Below are 17638 nucleotides of genomic sequence, written 5' to 3' on the forward strand. Positions count from 1 at the left end.
AGTCACAGCGCTTTACCTGACCTACGGTGGTGGGTAACGTCTGCCCCACTTCAATACAAGGAATTGCGTCATGAGTGAATTGATTTCTTACCATCTCGAAGACGGTATCGCGACCCTGACCTTGAGCAATGGCAAGGTCAATGCCATTTCCCCGGACGTGATTGTCGCCTTCAATGCCGCGCTGGACCGTGCGGTCGCCGACCGTGCCGTAGTGATCATCACCGGTCAGCCGGGCATTCTGTCAGGCGGCTATGACCTGAAGGTCATGACTGCCGGCCCCAAGGAGGCCGTGAGCCTGGTGACGTCGGGTTCGACCCTGGCGCGGCGCCTGCTGTCGCACCCGTTTCCGGTGATCGTTGCCTGCCCTGGGCACGCAGTGGCCAAGGGCGCATTCATCCTGTTGTCGGCCGACTACCGGATTGGCGTCGACGGCCCGTTCAGCATCGGCCTCAACGAGGTACAGATCGGCATGACCATGCACCACGCCGGTATCGAACTGGCCCGTGATCGCCTGCGCCGGTCGGCGTTCCATCGCTCAGTGATCAACGGCGAAATGTTCAACCCGCAAAGCGCGGTGGACGCAGGCTTCCTCGACAAGGTGGTAAGCCCCGATGAGCTGACCAGCGCCGCGCTGGAAGTTGCACGTCAGTTGAAGAAGATCAACATGACCGCTCACAAGAACACCAAGCTGAAGGTGCGCAAGGCACTGCTGGACACCCTGGACAACGCCATCATTCAGGATCAGGAGCACTTGGGCTAACTCCCCGGAATTTGCCCGGCAAAAGCCCGACCTCAGCGTCGGGCTTTTTCTTGCCCGAGCCCGGTCACTTACGGCAACCGCTCTAAACCGCAGCTGAGCCCTTCTGCTGGAAACATGCGCTTAAACATCGGCCATCTCCAGTGAATGGCAGCAATTGCCGAAACCAGTGCACATCCGTACACTGCGCCACCTTTTGTCCCAGGTGGGCTCGTAGATGCTGTATTTGTTTCGTATGTTGTTGATGGGGCTGCACTTTATGGCTGCGGGGGTCCTTGGCGTGCTGATTGGCCTATGCCGCCCGTTCAACCCGGACAACAGCCGCCTCTGCGCGCGCCTCTATGCGTGGCCGGCGATGTGCATCCTGCGCCTGCGGGTCAAGGCTGACGTTGGCTCGCTGATGGACAAGCCACAGAGCTGCGTGATCATTGCCAACCACCAATCCAACTACGACCTGTTTGTGTTTGGCAACGTGGTGCCGCGCCGTACCGTGTGCATCGGCAAGAAGAGCCTGAAGTGGGTGCCTTTGTTCGGTCAATTGTTCTGGCTGGCGGGCAACGTGCTGATTGACCGTGGCAACGCACAAAAGGCCCGGCGCTCGATGCTGACCACCACCCACACCTTGCAGCACGAGGACACCTCGATCTGGGTGTTCCCCGAGGGCACGCGCAACTTCGGTGAAGACCTGCTGCCATTCAAGAAAGGCGCGTTCCAGATGGCGATAGCGGCCGGCGTGCCCATCGTGCCCGTGTGTGTCAGCAGCTATATCAAACAGATGAATCTGAGTCGCTGGCGCAGCGGCAAGATCCTGATCCGCTCGCTGCCGGCCATTCCCACTGCCGGTTTGAGCATGGATGACATGCCGCTGTTGATTGCCCAGTGCCGTGAACAGATGCGCGAATGCATCGCCTCGATGGATCGCCAGCTGCAACCGGGCTGATGCTGGCGCCCCCTCTTTTGCCCCGAATGGCCCGCCTTGTGCGGGCTTTTTATTAACGGCGAACTCCGCCGATTCTGCTGACTCTGATCAGGTATTGCAGGCTAAGCTGGTGCAGGTCTGTCTCGATCATGTTGATAAGAAGAAGCGAACAAGAACTATGGGTAGAGTTGTTGCTGCTGCCGTTTACAGCGCCGGTAAGAAAGTCACTGATATCACCCTCGACGAAGGGGCCGCCTGGGCGGCCAAACCCGGTCACTTTGTCTGGATCGGCCTGGAAGAACCCAATGCTCACGAACTGGCCAACCTGCAACGCCAGTTCAACCTGCATGAACTGGCCATTGAGGACGCCTTGGAAAAACACAGCCGGCCGAAGCTGGAAACCTTCGGCGACGCGCTGTTTATCGTCACTTATTCCCCGGTGCGCGAGGCCGGCAAGCTGGAGTTCATCGAAACCCACATCTTTGCCGGCAACGGCTACATCATCACCGCCCGCAACGGCCACTCCAAATCCTACGGCTACGTGCGCCAGCGCTGCGAAGCGCGGCCACTGCTGCTGGAGCATGGCGAAGACTTCGTGCTCTACGCCCTGCTGGATTTCGTCACCGAGAACTACCAGCCGGTCAGTGAGGCGATCCACGCCGAGATCGACGAACTGGAACGCAATGTCCTGTGCGACTCATTGAACGAGCGCGACATCCAGAACCTTCACGGCCTGCGTCGCGACGTCCTGCGTCTGCGGCGGCACGTGGCGCCGATGGTGGAGATCAGCGAGGAGCTGCAAAAGCTCAGCTTCCCGTTTATCGACAAGAACATGCGGCCGTACTTTCGTGACGTGCAAATTCACGTCACGCGGCAAATGGAAGACTTGTCGACCCTGCGCGACATCGCCAGCCAGACCATCGAAATCGGTGTGCTGCTGGAGGCCTCGCGGCAAAGCGTGGTGCAACGCAAGTTCGCGGCCTGGGCGGCGATCCTGGCGTTTCCGACAGCGGTGGCGGGGATCTACGGCATGAACTTCCAGAACATGCCGGAGCTGAGCTGGCATTACGGCTACTTCGGCGTACTGGGGTTCATCAGTGTCGGCTGCGTCAGCCTGTGGGCCAGCTTCAAGCGCTCGGGATGGTTGTAGGCCCGGCCCCTGTTGCAGGAACCGAGCTGAGCCGCTTCAGGCCGACTTGACCTCAGGGGTGTGGGCCACAAAGCGCATCATCCATTCCGCGACCGTGGCGCCATGGTGGGCGTGATCGAGGCTGGCCACGCCTTGCTGGTAGATCTGCTCGCCCAGGTGTTGCTGGCGAATCTCCAGCAGCGCTCGGGAATAGTCGTGGATGAACTCCGGGTGCCCCTGGAAGCACAGCACCTGGTCATTGATGTGATAGGCGGCGAACGGACAGAAGTCGCTGGAGGCGATCACCGTGGCGTTTTCCGGCAAGGCGGTGACCTGGTCCTGGTGGCTGATCAGCAGAGTCAGCTCTTCCACCAGCGGGCTCATCCAGGGGGCCTTGGCGGCCAGTTTGTAGTTGTGGGTGCCCACGCCCCAGCCCTGACTCGCCCTTTCGCTCTTGCCGCCCAGCAGCAGCGCCAGCAATTGATGGCCGAAGCAGATACCCAGCAGCTTGTCGCCGCGCTCGTAGCGCGCCAACAAGTAAGTCTTGAGGGTTTGAATCCAGGGATCGGTGCCGAAGGAATCGGCCTTGCTACCGGTGACCAGGTACGCATCGAAGCTCAGATCATCACTCGGGTAATCGCCCTGCATCACGTTATAGACGGTGAATTCGGCGGCGATCGGTTGCTGTGAAAACAGGCGCTGAAACATCTGCCCGTAACCCTGATATTGATCGACCAGTTCGGGACGCAGGATGTCGGTTTCCAGAATGCAGATGCGTAGCGACATAAAAAATACCTGACACGATGATGGGAATAATGAACAGCCCAGAGCCTGCCTTGAAACACTGGGTCAAGGCAAGCCCCGGAAAGGTTCACTGCACGCCGTTCAGCATCAGAAGCATTGGCCCTGGGCGGCCTTTTCCAGAAGCAGGGCCGGTGGTGCGAAACGCTGGCCGTATTGCTCCGCCAGGTAGTGGCTGCGGGCGATGAAATCCCGTAAGCCGTACTGGTTGATGAACTGCAGGGCACCGCCGGTCCAGGCGGCGAAACCGATGCCGAAAATCGAACCGACGTTGGCATCCGCCGTCGAGTGCAGCACGCCCTCTTCCAGGCAACGCACGGTCTCGATGGCCTGGATGAACAGCAACCGGTCGCGCACGTCCTGCGCTGAAATCTGCCCCTCGGCTTTTTCCAGGCGCACCTTGAGCTCCGGCCACAGGTGCTTCGGCGCCCCCGCCGGGTAATCGTAGAAACCGCCGCCCGCCGCCTTGCCGGGGCGCTTGTATTCGTTGAGAAGCAGATCGATCACGGCAAAGGCTGGATGCTCGATGGGCGGCTTGCCTTCGGCCTGCAGGTCCTTGGTGGTCTGCTGGCGAATGTGGCTCATCAGGCTCAGCGATACTTCGTCGGAGATCGCCAACGGGCCAATGGGCATGCCGGCCTTGCGCGCCTCGGTTTCGATCATCGCTGCGGCGACACCTTCGCCCAGCATGGCGATGCCTTCATTGGTGAAGGTACCGAATACCCGCGAAGTAAAAAATCCGCGACTGTCGTTGACCACTATCGGGGTTTTCTTGATTTGCAGTACGAAATCAAAACCTCGGGCCAAAGTTTCGTCGCTGGTGCGAGCCCCCTTGATGATTTCCACCAAGGGCATTTTGTCCACCGGGCTGAAGAAGTGCAGGCCGATGAACTTGTCCGGATTCGGCACCGCGCTGGCCAGGCCGCTGATGGGCAAGGTGGATGTGTTGGAGGCGATCACCGCCTCCGCGCCGACCACCCGCTGCGCCGCCGAGGACACCTTGGCCTTGAGCTCGCGGTCCTCGAAGACCGCTTCGATGATCAGGTCGCAGCCCGCCAGATCGGCGTCCTGCCCGGTGGGGCTGATTCGCGCCAGTACCGCATCACGCTGCAACCCACTGAGTTGCCCGCGAGCGACCTTTTTCTCGAGCAGGGTCGCCGAGTGCGCCTTGCCCTTCTCGGCCGCCGCCAGGTCGATGTCCTTGAGCACCACCTGGATACCCGCCAGGGCGCTGACGTAGGCGATTCCCGCGCCCATCATCCCGGCGCCCAGCACCCCGACCTTGTGCGTCACCTTGGGCGCAATGCCTTGCGGGCGCGAACCGCCGGCGTTGATCTGATTGAGCCCGAACCAGAAGGTGCCAATCATATTCTTCGCCACCTGGCCGGTGGTCAGCTCAGTGAAATAGCGGGTCTCGATCAAGTGCGCGGTGTCGAAATCGACCTGGGCGCCCTCCACCGCTGCGCACAGGATCTTCTCCGGCGCCGGCATGCAGCCATGGGTCTTGCTGCGCAAAATCGAGGGGGCAATGGCCAGCATCTGCGCGACCTTGGGGTTCGATGGCGTGCCTCCGGGGATCTGGTAACCCGCCACATCCCAGCGCTGTTTGACCGAGGGGTTGGCCAGGATCCAGGCCCGGGCCTTGGCCAACATCTGCTCAAGGTCGCTCGCCAGCTCATCGACCAGCCCGGCCTGCAACGCTTGCTGCGGCCGTACTTTCTTGCCCTCAAGCAGGTAGGGCAAGGCCTTTTCCAGGCCCAGCATGCGGACCATGCGCACCACGCCGCCACCGCCCGGCAACAGGCCGAGGGTCACTTCCGGCAGGCCAATCTGCAGCGTCTGATCATCCAGCGCAATGCGGTGGTGGCAGGCCAGGCAAATCTCCCAGCCGCCGCCCAGGGCCGCGCCGTTGATCGCAGCGACCACCGGCTTGCCCAGGGTTTCCAGGGCGCGCAGCTGCGCCTTGAGGCTCAGCACCATGTCGTAGAAAGCCTTGGCCTCGGGCTTGCCCACCTTGATCAGTTCGTTGAGATCACCGCCGGCAAAGAAGGTCTTTTTCGCCGAGGTAATGATCACCCCGGCCAGGCTGTCGTCCTCGGCCTGCAGGCGCGCGACGCTGGCGGCCATGGCTTCGCGGTACTGCGCGTTCATGGTGTTGGCGCTCTGGCCCGGCATATCGATGGTCAGCACCACAATCTGGTCCTGGCCTTTTTCGTAACGGATGGCATCGGTCATGACGAGGTTTCCTTGAAGTCGGGGCTCAGAGGCGTTCGATGATGGTGGCGATACCCATGCCGCCGCCGACGCACAGCGTCGCCAGGCCGTAACGCTGGTGCCGGGCCTCCAGCTCATCGAGCAGGGTGCCGAGGATCGCGCAACCGGTGGCGCCCAGTGGGTGGCCCATGGCGATCGAACCGCCATTGACGTTGACCTTGGCCGGGTCGATGGCCATGTCCTTGATGAATTTCAACACCACCGAGGCAAACGCTTCGTTGACTTCAAACAGGTCAATGTCCTCGATGCGCAAACCCGCCTTGGCCAAGGCTTTGCGAGTGGCCGGTGCTGGCCCGGTGAGCATGATGGTCGGATCGGTACTGGTGACCGCAGTGGCAACGATCCGCGCCCGAGGCGTCAGCCCCAGGTCCCGGCCCTTGGCTTCGGAGCCGATCAGCATCAACGCCGCGCCATCGACGATCCCCGAACTGTTGCCCGGCGTGTGCACATGGTTGATGCGCTCGACATGGCTGTAGACGCGCAAGGCAGTGGCGTCAAACCCCATTTGCCCCATCATCTCGAAGCTCGGCTTGAGCTTGCCCAGGCCTTCGAGGGTCGAGTCGCCACGGATGAACTCATCCTGCTCCAGCAGAAGGATGCCGTTCTGGTCCCGGACCGGCACCAGGGACTTGTCGAAGGCCCCATCCGCCCTCGCCCGCGCGGCCTTTTGCTGGGACTGCAGGGCGAAGGTATCGACGTCTTGCCGGCTGAAGCCTTCCAGGGTCGCGATCAGGTCGGCGCCGATACCCTGCGGGGTGAAATGACTGTGCAGGTTGGTCTGCGGATCCAGGACCCAGGCCCCGCCGTCGCTGCCCATGGGTACCCGGGACATGGACTCGACCCCGCCGACCACCACCAGGTCCTCGAAACCGGAACGCACCTTCATCGCTCCCAGGTTGACCGCCTCCAGGCCCGACGCGCAAAACCGGTTGATCTGCACCCCGGCCACGCTGATGTCCCAATCCGCCACCAGGGCTGCGGTCTTGGCAATGTCGGCGCCCTGGTCGCCCACCGGCGTGACACAGCCGAGGACGATGTCATCCACCTGGCTGGTATCGAGCTCGGTGCGCCGTTGCAGCGCATTGAGCAACCCGGCCAGCAGGTTCACCGGCTTGACGCTGTACAAGGCGCCATCGGCCTTGCCTTTGCCACGGGGCGTGCGTAACGCGTCGAATATCAAAGCTTCAGTCATGACGTCCTCGAACCGCTGTACGGGAGAGAAAAAGGCAGAGCGCTCACCTTAGGCCGGGCGGCGCCGGATTCAATGACCGATGCGCTCAGCGGCCTTGACCCACGCGCTCAGACGAACGGTAGCGAGCTAATAGATGTCGCCAACAACGACGGGGAACTGTCTAGCCAACGGGCGCCGACGCAGCTGGCAATAAGCCTCATAACCGTTGAAAAGCTTTACATGACAACTTGATATGAATTGGATCTAAGCCAAGTGTTACAAGGCCCCTAAGGTAGAAACAGCAGGCAGTAAATCGTTGCAGCCGGGGATTTCCCGGGCACGTGTAAGAAAAGGGACACATGGTCGGGTCATCGTGAAGTCGACAGACGCATGCATCAGATGTTCAGGAATAACAACAAAAGGCACACAGCCATGTTCAAGCATTCGAAAGTACGTCAAGCCGGGCTCATTCTTTTCGCTACCACCTTGCTCTTGATCTTGCCCAACCTCACCAAAGTGATCGGCTAGTCAGCGTGGCTGTTTCACCGCCATGCAGCACGTTGCGCGCCGATGCGCTTTCGGCGTGCGAAGTTGTGTGCCAACCTTCCTGACGCAGCGCCGCTGAGCCAGCCTATGGCCGCGCCGCTGCCCATCATCAGGCAGGCTTCTTGCGGAGCGCCCGGGCACTCATTTTCAGCAATAGAACGGCGATCAATTGAAACCTCTTATCCTCTGGAGCGCCCTGCTCCTGTGTACGCCATTGCAGGCTGCGCAACTGGTCCTGGAGCTGGGCGCAGGCAGCCGCACCTGGCAGACCGCGGAGTTGCTGGCACACCCTGAAGTGCGGACCATCACCATCAGCGACGACGTCTCCTACAAACGCGACATGATTTATCGCGCCGTGCCACTGGAGGCGCTGCTGGAAGGGGTCAAGGCCGACGATCACTTGCAGGCAGTGGCCCTGGACGGGTTTGCCGCCGAACTCTCCGCCGCGCCCCTGCTCAATCGCGACGGCGCCCGGGCCTGGCTGGCCATCGAAGACCCGTCAAGGCCCTGGCCGAAACTGGCTCAGGGCAAACCCAGTGCAGGGCCGTTCTACCTGGTCTGGACCAACCCCCAGGCCGGCCATATCAGCCCGGAGCAATGGCCGTTCGAGCTGGCCAGCATCAAGCGCCTGGCGCCGGTTGCCGAGCGTTTCCCAGCCTTGCGGCCAGACCCGGCCCTGGCGAGCGACGACCCGGTGAACCAAGGGTTTGCGTTATTCCAGAAGAACTGCCTGGCCTGCCATCGCCTGAATGCTGCGGGCGACTCGCAGTTCGGCCCTGACCTGAACATCCCCTACAGCCCGACCGAGTACTTCGGTGAAGCCTTTCTCAAGCGCTATATCCGCGATCCGCAAAGCTTGCGCCGCTGGCCCCAGGCGAAGATGCCGGGGTTCTCCAGCAGCGTCCTGCCGGACACGGAGCTGGAGTTGCTGCTCGGGTATCTGAAACATATGGCGGGGCGTAAACAGCAGCCTTGAAGACTGCTGCCAGATAAACGCCTGAAAGGCCGCCCCTGGGCCCGCGGCGTACAACCTACTGCTGCTGTACCAGGATCACCGGCGGGGTCGGTGCAACCAGCACCTTGGCGTGCATCTGTTCGCCACCACCGCCGCGCCGCATGCCACGCACCGGGCAGGCATCCAGGTAGTCCAGGCCCACCGCCAGTTTCAGGTGGCGCTCGGGGCGCGCCAGCTCATTGGTCACGTCAAAGCTGTACCAGGCGTCATCCAGCCAGGCTTCGGCCCAGGCGTGGCTAGCCAGGTGCTCGCTGTTCTCGCTGTACAGGTATCCCGATACGTACCGCGCCGGCACCCCGAGACTGCGAGCGCAGGCGAGAAAGGCGTGGGTGTGGTCCTGGCAGACGCCGGAGCGCCCGGCAAAGGCCTGAGCCGCACTGGTGTCCACTGCAGTAGAACCCGGTGCATAGGTCATGTACTGGTTCAGCGCGTGCATCAGGTCGATCAGCCCGCTGCGATCACGACGCTTGCGGCATTGTTTGTCGGCAAAGGCACGCAGGGCTTGGTCGGCCTCGGTGAGCCGGGTAAAGCGCAGGAACGGTAGCGGCGACTGGCTCTCATGCTCGGCCTCGCGCAACTCGTCGATATCCACCTGCCCGCGCGCGCCGATGATGATCGCCTCGTGAGGCTCGTCCAAGGTCAGCACGTGCAGAATGTTGCCGAAGGGATCCAGCTGCGCGCGCACCGGACGCGGCAGATCAAGCTGCCAACTGAGCACGTGCTGGCGCTCGCTGTCGTGGGGCGTCAGGCGCAGGTACTGGATGCTGGCTCGCACCTGGTTTTCATAGTGATAGGCGGTTTCGTGACTGATGGAGAGTCTCATACAGCCTCCAGGTAGGAACTGTGAATGGCGTTGCCCAGCTGGCGCACCAGCGGGATGAACTCGGTCAGCCAGGCGTGCAGGCCTTCTTCGAGGATTTCGTTGATGCCGGTGTAGCGCAGGCGCGCATCCATTTCGGCCGCCAGGCGCTGCGCCGGCCGGCCGTTGGTTCCCGGCAGGCTGGCGAGGATCTGGTCGATCTCTTCGGTGCAGGCGCGCAGGGAGCGCGGCACGTCGGCGCGCAACAGCAGCAACTCGGCCACATGCCTGGCGCCCGGCGCGTCGCGGTAGATCTCGGTGTAGGCCTCGAACGACGACAAGGCGCGCAGCAAGGCGCTCCACTGGTAATAGGCATGGGCCGTGCCGTCGCTGACGGCGTCGGCCTGATCGCCGGCCATCTCGTAGCGCGCGTCAAGCAGGCGCAAGGTGTTGTCGGCGCGCTCGATAAAGGTGCCCAGGCGAATGAAGCGAAAGGCGTCGTTGCGCATGATGGTGCCGTAGGTAGCGCCTCGAAACAGGTGTGAGCGCTCCTTGATCCACTCGCAGAACCGGCTCATGCCGTAACGGCTCAGGCCCTGTTCGGCAATGCCGCGAATCTCCAGCCAGGTGGCGTTGATGTTTTCCCACATATCGGCGGTGATCCGCCCACGCACCGCGTGGGCACTGGCACGTGCCGAGCCCAGGCAGCTGTAGATACTGGCCGGGTTGGCGGCGTCCAGGGCGAAGAAATGCAACAGGCGCTCGGCGTGCAGTTCGCCGTGGCGCTCCAGGTAGTCATCCAGGGTGCCGGTAATCAGCAGCGGCATGGCCAGTTCGTGCAAGCCATCGCCGCGACCGTCCTGGGGCATCAATGACAGTGAATAACTGACGTCGAGCATCCGCGCGAGGTTTTCCGCCCGCTCCAGATAACGCGACATCCAATACAGGTCCGAGGCGGTTCTACTCAACATGGCAAGCTTCCTTAATCCTCGACCACCCAGGTGTCCTTGGTTCCACCACCCTGGGAGGAGTTCACCACCAGGGAGCCTTCACGCAGCGCCACACGGGTAAGACCACCGGGCACGACACGGGTTTCACGGCCAGACAGGACAAACGGACGCAGGTCGATGTGCCGCGGAGCGATGCCGTTTTCGACAAAGGTCGGGCACGTGGACAGCGACAAGGTGGGTTGCGCGATATAGGCGTGAGGCTTGGCCTTGATCCGCGCGCGGAAGGTCTCGATTTCCGCTGCGGTAGCGGCCGGTCCCACCAGCATGCCGTAGCCCCCGGAACCCTGGGTTTCCTTGACCACCAGTTCCGGCAGATGAGCCAGCACATGGGACAATTCGTCGGGCTTGCGGCACTGCCAGGTCGGCACGTTCTTCAGGATCGGCTCTTCATCCAGATAGAACCGGATCATGTCGGTGACAAAGGGATAAACCGACTTGTCGTCGGCCACGCCGGTGCCGATGGCGTTGGCCAGCACGACATTGCCCGAACGATAGGCAGACAGCAGGCCCGGCACGCCGAGCATGGAGTCCGGGTTGAAGGCCAGCGGGTCGAGGAAGGCGTCATCCAGGCGGCGATAGATCACATCCACCGCTTTGGGGCCGTCGGTGGTGCGCATGAAGACCCGATCGTCACGCACGAACAGGTCTGCGCCTTCCACCAGTTCCACGCCCATTTCCCGCGCCAGGAACGCATGTTCGAAGAACGCGCTGTTGAAACGCCCCGGTGTCAACACCACGACACTCGGGTCATCCAGCGCGCTGGAGCTTTTCAGGGTATCGAGCAACAGGTTCGGGTAATGGTCGATTGGCGCGATGCGCTGGGCGGCGAACAGCTCGGGGAACAGACGCATCATCATCTTGCGGTCTTCGAGCATGTAGCTCACGCCGCTGGGGGTCCGCAGGTTGTCTTCGAGTACGTAATAGGTACCGTCGCCGTCGCGCACCAGATCGACTCCGGAAATATGCGAGTAGATATCGCGGTGCAGATCCAACCCCTGCATCGCCAACTGGTATTGCTCGTTGGCCAACACCTGTTCGGCAGGAATGATCCCGGCCTTGATGATCCGCTGGTCGTGGTAAAGATCGGCCAGGAACATGTTCAGTGCCTTGACCCGCTGGATGCAGCCGCGCTCGACGATCCGCCACTCACTGGCCGGAATGCTGCGGGGAATGGTGTCGAACGGAATCAGGCGCTCGGTGCCCTGCTCGTCGCCATAGAGCGTGAAGGTGATGCCGGCGCGGTGAAACAGCAGGTCGGCCTCGCGTCGCCGCTGTGCCAGAAGCTCGTCAGGGGTTTCGGCAAGCCAACGGGCAAACTCCCGGTAATGCGGGCGAACCTGGCCGCCAGCATCGTACATTTCATCAAAATAGGTGCGGATCATGCCGTACTCCTTGTCACCCGGACATCTAGGCATCGCAAGGCCCGTGCCACTGGCATAAACGCTTTGATTTCAATTAGTTGGATTAACTTCTCGGTCACACCGCACCATTGCCGTGCAGCAAACGCCCCAACTTGATCGCCCACGCTCTAATGCGAGGCAATGGCCGTGGCTATCACCAGCATAGTCAGAGTTGATTTCACTGCCCGGGCGAGGCGCTGGATAATCCGTGCATCGCGCAAAACTTCGTAACCCGGCGTGACGGAGTCGATGCCTTAAGCTTCAGGGCGTTGCCGCTGATGGGTGCTCACCACCCCGACGGCATTCCCTAATACCGCTCTTCCCTTTTGGCCACCCCTTGCAGGTGGCCTTTTTTTGCCTTGCGGAAACCAAATCGGCCAACCCGAGGGTCAGCCGATGCTGTCTTGACGCTATTCATATGCGCTATACGAGTAACCCTCGAACCTCCTGCTTCACGCCCCAACCTTCGATGATGCCGCCCAGAGGCTCGACCACCGCCTCAAAGTCCTGCTCGAAGTCGCCGATGCCGCCGTAGGTGGCGTACATCACCTTGCTTAGCTCCAGGTACCACGCGCCATCGTCGCGCACGCTGATCTGGGCATTCAAGGATTCACCGCGGAAATGTCCTGCCGCCCTGCGCGCCCGCTCCTCATCCGGGAAAATGGCGTAGAACTCGATGGGATGGAATCGTGAAAAGTCGAAGCCGCCCTCTTTCATGCGGCGCAACACGCTGGTGCTGATGTCTTCTTGATAGGCTGTGCTCATGAAACGTCCTCCTGGAACCAATGGATAGACTTTCCGTACTCCCTGTCCGCACCTAGAGGCTGCAGACGTTGCGGCAAACAGCACCGCCAGGACACAAGCATGTAGCTGACAAGACCAGACCTTAGCGATTCATTCGCTGATCTCGTTTGCAGAGTAGCGCCAAGAACCGGGCGCTGCCAAGGTCTGGTTGAGGATCAAGCGGGCGGGTGACTAAATTGCAGTAATGCCGAGGATTTGAATGCTGTTCTGTTCTTTCAGACTTTTGACTGTCGGGTCGTCGGTACGCCCCTCCAGGTCATTGAGATCCAGTTCGGCCGAAACCGGCAACAGCTTTGCGCGAATCATTCGTGCCGCCTGCTCCATGCTGGGCTGCTGTTCACAGTCGAATTGCTCCACTGACTGGACACCATGATCGTCAACGAAAGTGATTTGCCACTTTTGCATCAGTGCCTCCTCGATAAAGCCCATGGGTGGGCCTACAACATCTCGACCCTGAGGCCCGGGAAATCGTTCCACCGCTGTTGCGCATAAAAAAGACCGCCCGAAGGCGGCCTTTGGCGTGAGGCCTGGTGATGATCAAGGCTTCTCAGCGCGCTCTTTCAGCGCCTTGAGGGTATTGAACGGTGCATCGACCACGAACTTGTTGGCCAGCCAGGACGGCACGCTGCCGCCAGGCTCGGTGTGCACCTGGTAGGTCACCTCAATCTGGTCGGCACCTTTGGGCACCATTTTCCAGAAGCCTTCGACCTGGGCCACACGAACAAACCCCTTCTCTTCGGGAATGTAGGTCGGCACGCCTTCAAGCTTGCGCGTCAGGCTACCGTCAGCGCCTTCGGTGGTGGTGATATGCAGCACCGAATCACGAGCCGTGACCGGCCACGGCGTGTTGAACTGGGTGTAGGTCCAGCTCTGGTTACCTTCGTGCTTGAGCAGCTTCTGCGATTTGCACTCGTGGATCCAGCTACAGGCACCCGCTACGTCTTCCTGCAGGCTTTGCAGTTTGGCCATCGAGGTTTTGATCACGGTAACGCCGCGGTAAGCCTTGTATTTGGAACCCGCCACTTCGCTCAGGGAGACCTTGATCCCGTCCTGATCCTTGGCCGTTTGCCAATCTTCGGCCTGAGCCGTTGCTGCCAGTAACACTGTCAAACCACAGAGCGCAGCCATTCGTTGCAGCGAACCCATTGTCTTATTCCTTATTGTTGAAGTTCCGTTCATTGAAAACACTCAAGCCGCCGTCATTTGTTCCCACCAGCCAATCAACTTGATGGCTTGCTCACGGCTGTCGCCACAGACTTCGATATCCGCATGAAACGCCCCACACACGGCCGGACGCTCGGGCAGGCCGAACAACGCACACAAATGTTCGACCGACAGATGCACGCAACGTTCTCCGGCAGGCTTGCCCTGGGGCATGCCCGGAATCGGTGTGCTGATGGAAGGGGCAATGCAGCAAGCGCCACAACCTTCACGGCAGTTCATGGTGAAACGCTCCTCGCGACGAGCAAAGTATTGAAAATGACGCACAGCAAGAGTAACTGCTAAAACAGCCGTTTAAAATTACTCTAAGAACGGTTTTTGCACTGAAAGCTGTGTGACTGACCAGTCTCCGACAAAGTGTCGTTGTCAGGGGTCACACACGGGGAAGGAATTTATTGCTTGAACTCGAAATCCAGGGCCGCGCCCTCGACGTCACGCCGCTCTTCATTGCGCAACTGCAACTGCATTTCGTTGCTCAACAAACGGCCGTTGAGCTGAAACGGGCTGCTTTCCTTGGGCTTCTCACCAAACATTTGCGGCAGCAAGGGTTCGCGCTTGGGCATGGCTACCGTGCCGATGGGCTGCAGGTGCTTGACCATTTCCGGTGGCAGGCTCAGGTCGAGCTTGGCGGGCGGCAACAGGGTCTTGGCAATCTCACGCGCGGACTTGGATTTGGAAGCAATAGGCGCACGTTTTTTGGTCTTGGCCGCTTTTTTGGGCTTGGCTGCGGGTTTGGCGGCCGCAGGTTTTTTGCTCGCAGAAGGCGTATTTGCAGCCGGTTTTTTTGACCCGGAAGCCGCGCTCCGGGCACTTTCGTCCTGCGTCGGCGCCGCCAGCAGCGGGCCGGCGCCCAAGGCCGTCGACAGGCAGATCAACAGGCAGACAGCAGGATAAAAAGCTTTCATAGACAAAAAAGGGCGCAGTGAAAGGTGCCATATGCTCGCTTGTCGACAGCTTCATGACAAGCGTTGCAACCGGCGCCCCTCAAAAACCGCCAGCGGTCTCCTGACATAATTGACTGGCCAACATACCCAGCGTCATTAACGCTCGCTCGGCCTCGCGATTCCATGGCGTACCGCAATTAAGGCGGATGCAGTGGTTGAATTGCTCGGTATTACTGAAGATCAGCCCTGGCGCAATGCTGATTCCCTGCTGCAACGCACGCACGTGCAACTCTTGCGTGTTGACTCGCCCCGGCAGGCTGACCCAGAGAATGAAACCGCCAGTTGGCCGGGTAATCTGCGTGCCCTCGGGGAAATACTGCTGCACCGCCAACTGGAAGGCACTGAGATTCTTGCGGTACTCCTGACGGATATAACGTAGATGGCGATCATAACCACCGTTCTCCAGGTACGCCGCCACCCCCATCTGCGTCACGCTGCACGCCGAATGGGTACTGAACGTCTGCAGCCGCTGGATCTCCTGCTGATACTTGCCCGCGATCATCCAGCCGATGCGCACCCCCGGTGACAGGGTCTTGGAGAAGCTCGAGCAGTAGATCACCCGGTCCAGGCGGTCATAGGCCTTGAGGGCCTTGGTACGCCCAACTTCGAACATCAGTTCGCCGTAGATATCGTCCTCGACCACCTGAATGTCAAAATCCGACGCCAGGCGCAGCAACTGTTTCTGCCGCTCTTCGGGCATGGTCCCACCCAGCGGGTTACTCAGGCGCGTCGTCAGCACCAGGGCCTTGATCGACCACTGGTTGGCCGCCAGCTGCAAGGCCTCCAGGCTCATGCCCGTCGCCGGGTCACTGGGAATCTCGATAACCTTGAGCCCCAGCAGATCGGCCAGTTGCAACAGGCCGTAGTAGGTGGGCGACTCCGCGGCAATCAGGTCGCCGGGCCGGGTCAGCACCCGCAACGACATCTGCAAGGCATCGACACAACCGTGGGTGATCACCACTTCGGAAGGGTCCACCACCACACCGGCATCGCGCATGCGAATGGCCACCTGGCGGCGCAGCGGTTCGAAACCCGGGCTGAACATGTAGCTGAACGCCCGTGGGCTATGAAATCGGGTGACCTTGGCCAACTGCTGATGCAGGGCGCGCACCGGCAGGTAATCGACACTGGGCACCGCTGCGCCGAGCGGGAACACCCCTTCGCGGCGCGACTCCACCAACACCTGTTGAATAATGCTGCTGCGGGTGACCAGTCCCGGGCGCTCGACCCGGGCAATGTCCGGGGTCGGCGCGGTCAGGGCCGGAGTCTGGTGCACGTAATAACCGGACTGCGGCCGGGCGCGGATCAGCCCCTGATCCTCGAGATTGGCATACGCCTGCAACACCGTGGCGTGGCTGACATTGAGCTGCGAGCTCATCTTGCGCACCGAGGGTACGCGCTCACCGGGCTGGTACACACCCCGACGAATATCCTCAGCCAGTTGCTGAGCGATACGTTGATACAGCAAGAGATTGGTCATGACGCAGCACTCGATTTCACGGGCATTTTATTCTTGTGTGAAACACTACCGGAACAGTTTGGAAGTGTACGGGGACAGTTGTCACAATAGTCGACGATACACCGCAGTGTCAGCAAAAACTGTACGGTTTTTTGTGAGGCTATCGGCAGGTATAAAAAAACCCGGCACCTTGAGGTAACCGGGTTCGGGTGTTGCTCAGGCCTTAGCGGGCGGCGCCGAGCTGGCCTTTCTCGTCGGAAAACACAATTTCCACTCGACGGTTCTGCGCGCGTCCGCGTTCAGAAGCATTGGCCTCTACCGGGTAATCGTCGCCATAACCTTCGACCTTGATGCGTTTTTCGTCGATGCCCAGGTCTACCAGCATATCGGCCACGGCTTGTGCCCGGTCGCGGGACAATTGCAGGTTGCTTTGCTTGTCGCCGGTGTTGTCGGTGTAGCCCTCGATCCGCACTACCCGCTTGGGGTTGAGCTGAAGGAACTGCACCACTTTGAGCACCGTACGATTGGCCGAGCTTTTCAGCTCCGCCTCACCGGTATCGAACAACACATCGCCCAGGGTCATGACCAGACCACGGTCGGTCTGGGTCGTGGCCAGGCTGATAATCTGCTCTTCCAGCCACTTGCCCTGCTGCTGCACGCTGAGCAACTTGGCTTCACGCAGGGCCAATTGCAGGCGCTGGCGCTCCAGTTCGAGCTTGGCTGCACGCTCTTCATTCAACACTTGCTCGGTGTGCTCGCGGGCGATTTCGCTGTAGCGCCGGCTGAGGTAGGCGTAATGCACCACGTCGGAGCCGCTGCCCCAGTAGCTGGACAAGCGATCGGCACGCGCCAGGGACTCGCCGGCCCGAATCACGTCCTTGGGCGCGATGCGCAGCACATTGGAGTCTTCCTTGACCTTCTGGAAGTCGTTACCGGCCTGTTGCAAGACCTCTTCGCTTTGCTGACCGGCACAGCCATACAAGCCCGCACAGGCCAGCACCAGGGCACCGCTGAATACTCGGGTGATCAGGTTCATTGGGCATCCCCCAGTTGCTTGCGCAGGCGAGTGATGCGGCTCTGCAGTACGTTCAGCTGCTCCTGGCTTTTCAGGGTCAGGACCCGCGCCTCGGCCAGGCGCGCATCCAGTTCGGCCTGTTCGGCGCGCATGCGTGCATGCTTGTAGGACTCATCCTGCATATTGCCCTGGGCTCGCTTGAACTTGTCTTCGGCGAGTTTCAGTTCCGGCACATCTTCTACAGTGGCCCCAACGGCCTTGGCCTGTTCCAGGGCCTGTTCAGTCAGGCGCATCTGTTCAATGGGCGCCGGATCGGTTGCACAACCCGCCAGGGCCACAATGGCCATGGCAGCGAAAAGAGGTCGAATACTCAC

The 17638-nt window shown here is 60.8% G+C and carries 18 protein-coding genes; 4 read left to right on the forward strand and 14 right to left on the reverse strand.

Going from position 1 to position 17638, the window contains the following annotated elements; genetic code table 11:
• Positions 1-70 precede the first annotated feature (70 nt).
• The 3 genes from AC19YX_RS07600 to AC19YX_RS07610 all read left to right on the forward strand — a co-directional run bounded on the left by AC19YX_RS07600 (position 71) and on the right by AC19YX_RS07610 (position 2826).
• Entirely contained in the window at positions 71-760 is a 690-nt protein-coding gene (locus tag AC19YX_RS07600; protein ID WP_078471130.1) for a crotonase/enoyl-CoA hydratase family protein, read from the forward strand.
• Between the two features lie 214 nt (positions 761-974).
• Positions 975-1697, forward strand: coding sequence for a 1-acylglycerol-3-phosphate O-acyltransferase (locus AC19YX_RS07605; protein ID WP_078471129.1), 723 nt, complete (start codon positions 975-977; stop codon positions 1695-1697).
• A 157-nt stretch (positions 1698-1854) separates the two neighbouring features.
• Positions 1855-2826, forward strand: coding sequence for a magnesium and cobalt transport protein CorA (locus tag AC19YX_RS07610; protein WP_020300321.1), 972 nt, complete (start codon positions 1855-1857; stop codon positions 2824-2826).
• A gap of 36 nt (positions 2827-2862) precedes the next feature.
• Here the strand turns inward: AC19YX_RS07610 and AC19YX_RS07615 are convergent, their stop codons facing one another.
• From AC19YX_RS07615 to AC19YX_RS07625, 3 genes are all read right to left on the reverse strand, one after another.
• Positions 2863-3591 (reverse strand): amidotransferase, encoded by a 729-nt coding sequence (locus tag AC19YX_RS07615; RefSeq protein WP_500606008.1) that lies wholly within the window; start codon positions 3589-3591, stop codon positions 2863-2865.
• A gap of 105 nt (positions 3592-3696) precedes the next feature.
• Complete coding sequence (locus AC19YX_RS07620) at positions 3697-5841, reverse strand: 3-hydroxyacyl-CoA dehydrogenase NAD-binding domain-containing protein (RefSeq protein ID WP_500606009.1); 2145 nt, start codon at positions 5839-5841, stop codon at positions 3697-3699.
• Positions 5842-5866: 25 nt separating this feature from the next.
• Complete coding sequence (locus tag AC19YX_RS07625; RefSeq protein WP_078471126.1) at positions 5867-7072, reverse strand: acetyl-CoA C-acetyltransferase; 1206 nt, start codon at positions 7070-7072, stop codon at positions 5867-5869.
• Between the two features lie 694 nt (positions 7073-7766).
• Between AC19YX_RS07625 and AC19YX_RS07630 the strand changes: the two genes are divergently transcribed.
• Positions 7767-8573: a c-type cytochrome gene (locus tag AC19YX_RS07630; RefSeq protein ID WP_500606010.1), complete on the forward strand. Its 807-nt coding sequence runs from the start codon at positions 7767-7769 to the stop codon at positions 8571-8573.
• 55 nt (positions 8574-8628) lie between these two features.
• Here AC19YX_RS07630 and AC19YX_RS07635 read toward each other — a convergent pair whose 3' ends face one another.
• From AC19YX_RS07635 to AC19YX_RS07685, 11 genes are all read right to left on the reverse strand, one after another.
• Positions 8629-9435 (reverse strand): transglutaminase family protein, encoded by an 807-nt coding sequence (locus AC19YX_RS07635; protein ID WP_078471124.1) that lies wholly within the window; start codon positions 9433-9435, stop codon positions 8629-8631.
• The gene (locus AC19YX_RS07640) at positions 9432-10382 is read right to left on the reverse strand and encodes an alpha-E domain-containing protein (RefSeq protein ID WP_078471123.1); all 951 of its coding nucleotides are present in this window, start codon (positions 10380-10382) and stop codon (positions 9432-9434) included. Before AC19YX_RS07640 ends, AC19YX_RS07635 begins: the two co-directional genes overlap by 4 nt.
• Positions 10383-10393: 11 nt before the next feature.
• Positions 10394-11803, reverse strand: coding sequence for a circularly permuted type 2 ATP-grasp protein (locus AC19YX_RS07645; protein WP_078471122.1), 1410 nt, complete (start codon positions 11801-11803; stop codon positions 10394-10396).
• A gap of 441 nt (positions 11804-12244) precedes the next feature.
• Positions 12245-12586 carry a ribonuclease E inhibitor RraB gene (locus AC19YX_RS07650; RefSeq protein WP_020300312.1) on the reverse strand — a complete coding sequence of 114 codons (342 nt, stop codon included), beginning with the start codon at positions 12584-12586 and terminating at the stop codon, positions 12245-12247.
• Positions 12587-12796: 210 nt separating this feature from the next.
• Complete coding sequence (locus AC19YX_RS07655) at positions 12797-13054, reverse strand: hypothetical protein (RefSeq protein ID WP_500606011.1); 258 nt, start codon at positions 13052-13054, stop codon at positions 12797-12799.
• Positions 13055-13162: 108 nt separating this feature from the next.
• Positions 13163-13771 (reverse strand): START domain-containing protein, encoded by a 609-nt coding sequence (locus tag AC19YX_RS07660; protein WP_078471120.1) that lies wholly within the window; start codon positions 13769-13771, stop codon positions 13163-13165.
• Between the two features lie 42 nt (positions 13772-13813).
• The gene (locus tag AC19YX_RS07665) at positions 13814-14068 is read right to left on the reverse strand and encodes a YkgJ family cysteine cluster protein (protein ID WP_020300309.1); all 255 of its coding nucleotides are present in this window, start codon (positions 14066-14068) and stop codon (positions 13814-13816) included.
• Between the two features lie 170 nt (positions 14069-14238).
• Positions 14239-14751 carry a translation initiation factor 2 gene (locus AC19YX_RS07670; protein ID WP_500606012.1) on the reverse strand — a complete coding sequence of 171 codons (513 nt, stop codon included), beginning with the start codon at positions 14749-14751 and terminating at the stop codon, positions 14239-14241.
• 79 nt (positions 14752-14830) lie between these two features.
• Positions 14831-16270 (reverse strand): aminotransferase-like domain-containing protein, encoded by a 1440-nt coding sequence (locus AC19YX_RS07675; RefSeq protein WP_020300307.1) that lies wholly within the window; start codon positions 16268-16270, stop codon positions 14831-14833.
• 202 nt (positions 16271-16472) lie between these two features.
• Complete coding sequence (locus AC19YX_RS07680) at positions 16473-17285, reverse strand: OmpA family protein (protein WP_421547555.1); 813 nt, start codon at positions 17283-17285, stop codon at positions 16473-16475.
• The gene (locus AC19YX_RS07685; RefSeq protein WP_201130148.1) at positions 17282-17638 is read right to left on the reverse strand and encodes a DUF4398 domain-containing protein; all 357 of its coding nucleotides are present in this window, start codon (positions 17636-17638) and stop codon (positions 17282-17284) included. The genes AC19YX_RS07680 and AC19YX_RS07685 overlap by 4 nt, the downstream gene beginning before the upstream one ends.

The organism is Pseudomonas sp. MF09150 (assembly GCF_059862355.1).